The sequence below is a fragment of the Belnapia arida genome (assembly GCF_016773205.1).
In the GTDB taxonomy this organism is placed as follows: domain Bacteria; phylum Pseudomonadota; class Alphaproteobacteria; order Acetobacterales; family Acetobacteraceae; genus Belnapia; species Belnapia arida.
On the sequence record NZ_JAETWB010000168.1, the window covers coordinates 1 to 666 of the forward strand.

Annotated in this window: 1 protein-coding gene; it reads left to right on the plus strand. The window is 65.9% G+C overall.

Translation table 11 applies throughout. The features are described from left to right. Nucleotides 1–612 (plus strand): IS256 family transposase (locus JMJ56_RS33230; protein WP_202836136.1); only part of this gene is annotated, 612 nt, incomplete at its 5' end. Nucleotides 613–666: the final 54 nt, after the last annotated feature.

Below are 666 nucleotides of genomic sequence, written 5' to 3' on the forward strand. Positions count from 1 at the left end.
TCGGAGGCCGAGACCTTCTGGTCGAGCTTCCTCAAGAGCCTGGTGAAGCGCGGCCTGAAAGGCGTCAAGCTGGTCGTCTCCGATGCCCATGAAGGGCTGAAGGCGGCGATTGCCCGCGTGCTCGGCGCAACGTGGCAGCGGTGCAGAGTCCATTGGATGAGGAATGCGTTGGCCCATGTCGGCAAGGCCCAGCAGTCCATGGCCGCGGCCGCGCTGCGTCAGGCGTTCCTGCAGCCCGATCAGGCCAGTGCGCGCCAGACCTGGCGTCATGTCGCCGACCAGTTCCGCACCCGGTGGCCGAAGCTCAGCGCGCTGATGGACGACAGCGAGGACGACGTCCTCGCCTACATGTCCTTCCCTGCGCCGCACCGGACCAAGCTGCACTCGACCAACACCCTGGAGCGGTTGAACAAGGAGGTGAAACGCCGGGCCGACGTGGTCGGCATCTTTCCCTCAGAAGCCTCCATCGTTCGCCTGATCGGCGCCGTCCTGCTCGAGGCCAACGACGAATGGCAGATGCAGCACCGCTACATGGGCGTCGAGGCCATGGCCGAGATGCTCAGCCCGACGCCGACCAACGAAACCCTGCAACTGCCACCCCGGCCCGCCTGAGCCGTGGTCACCCGCAGCCCATCAGCAAATTCCACCACGTTGACGGACGTGACC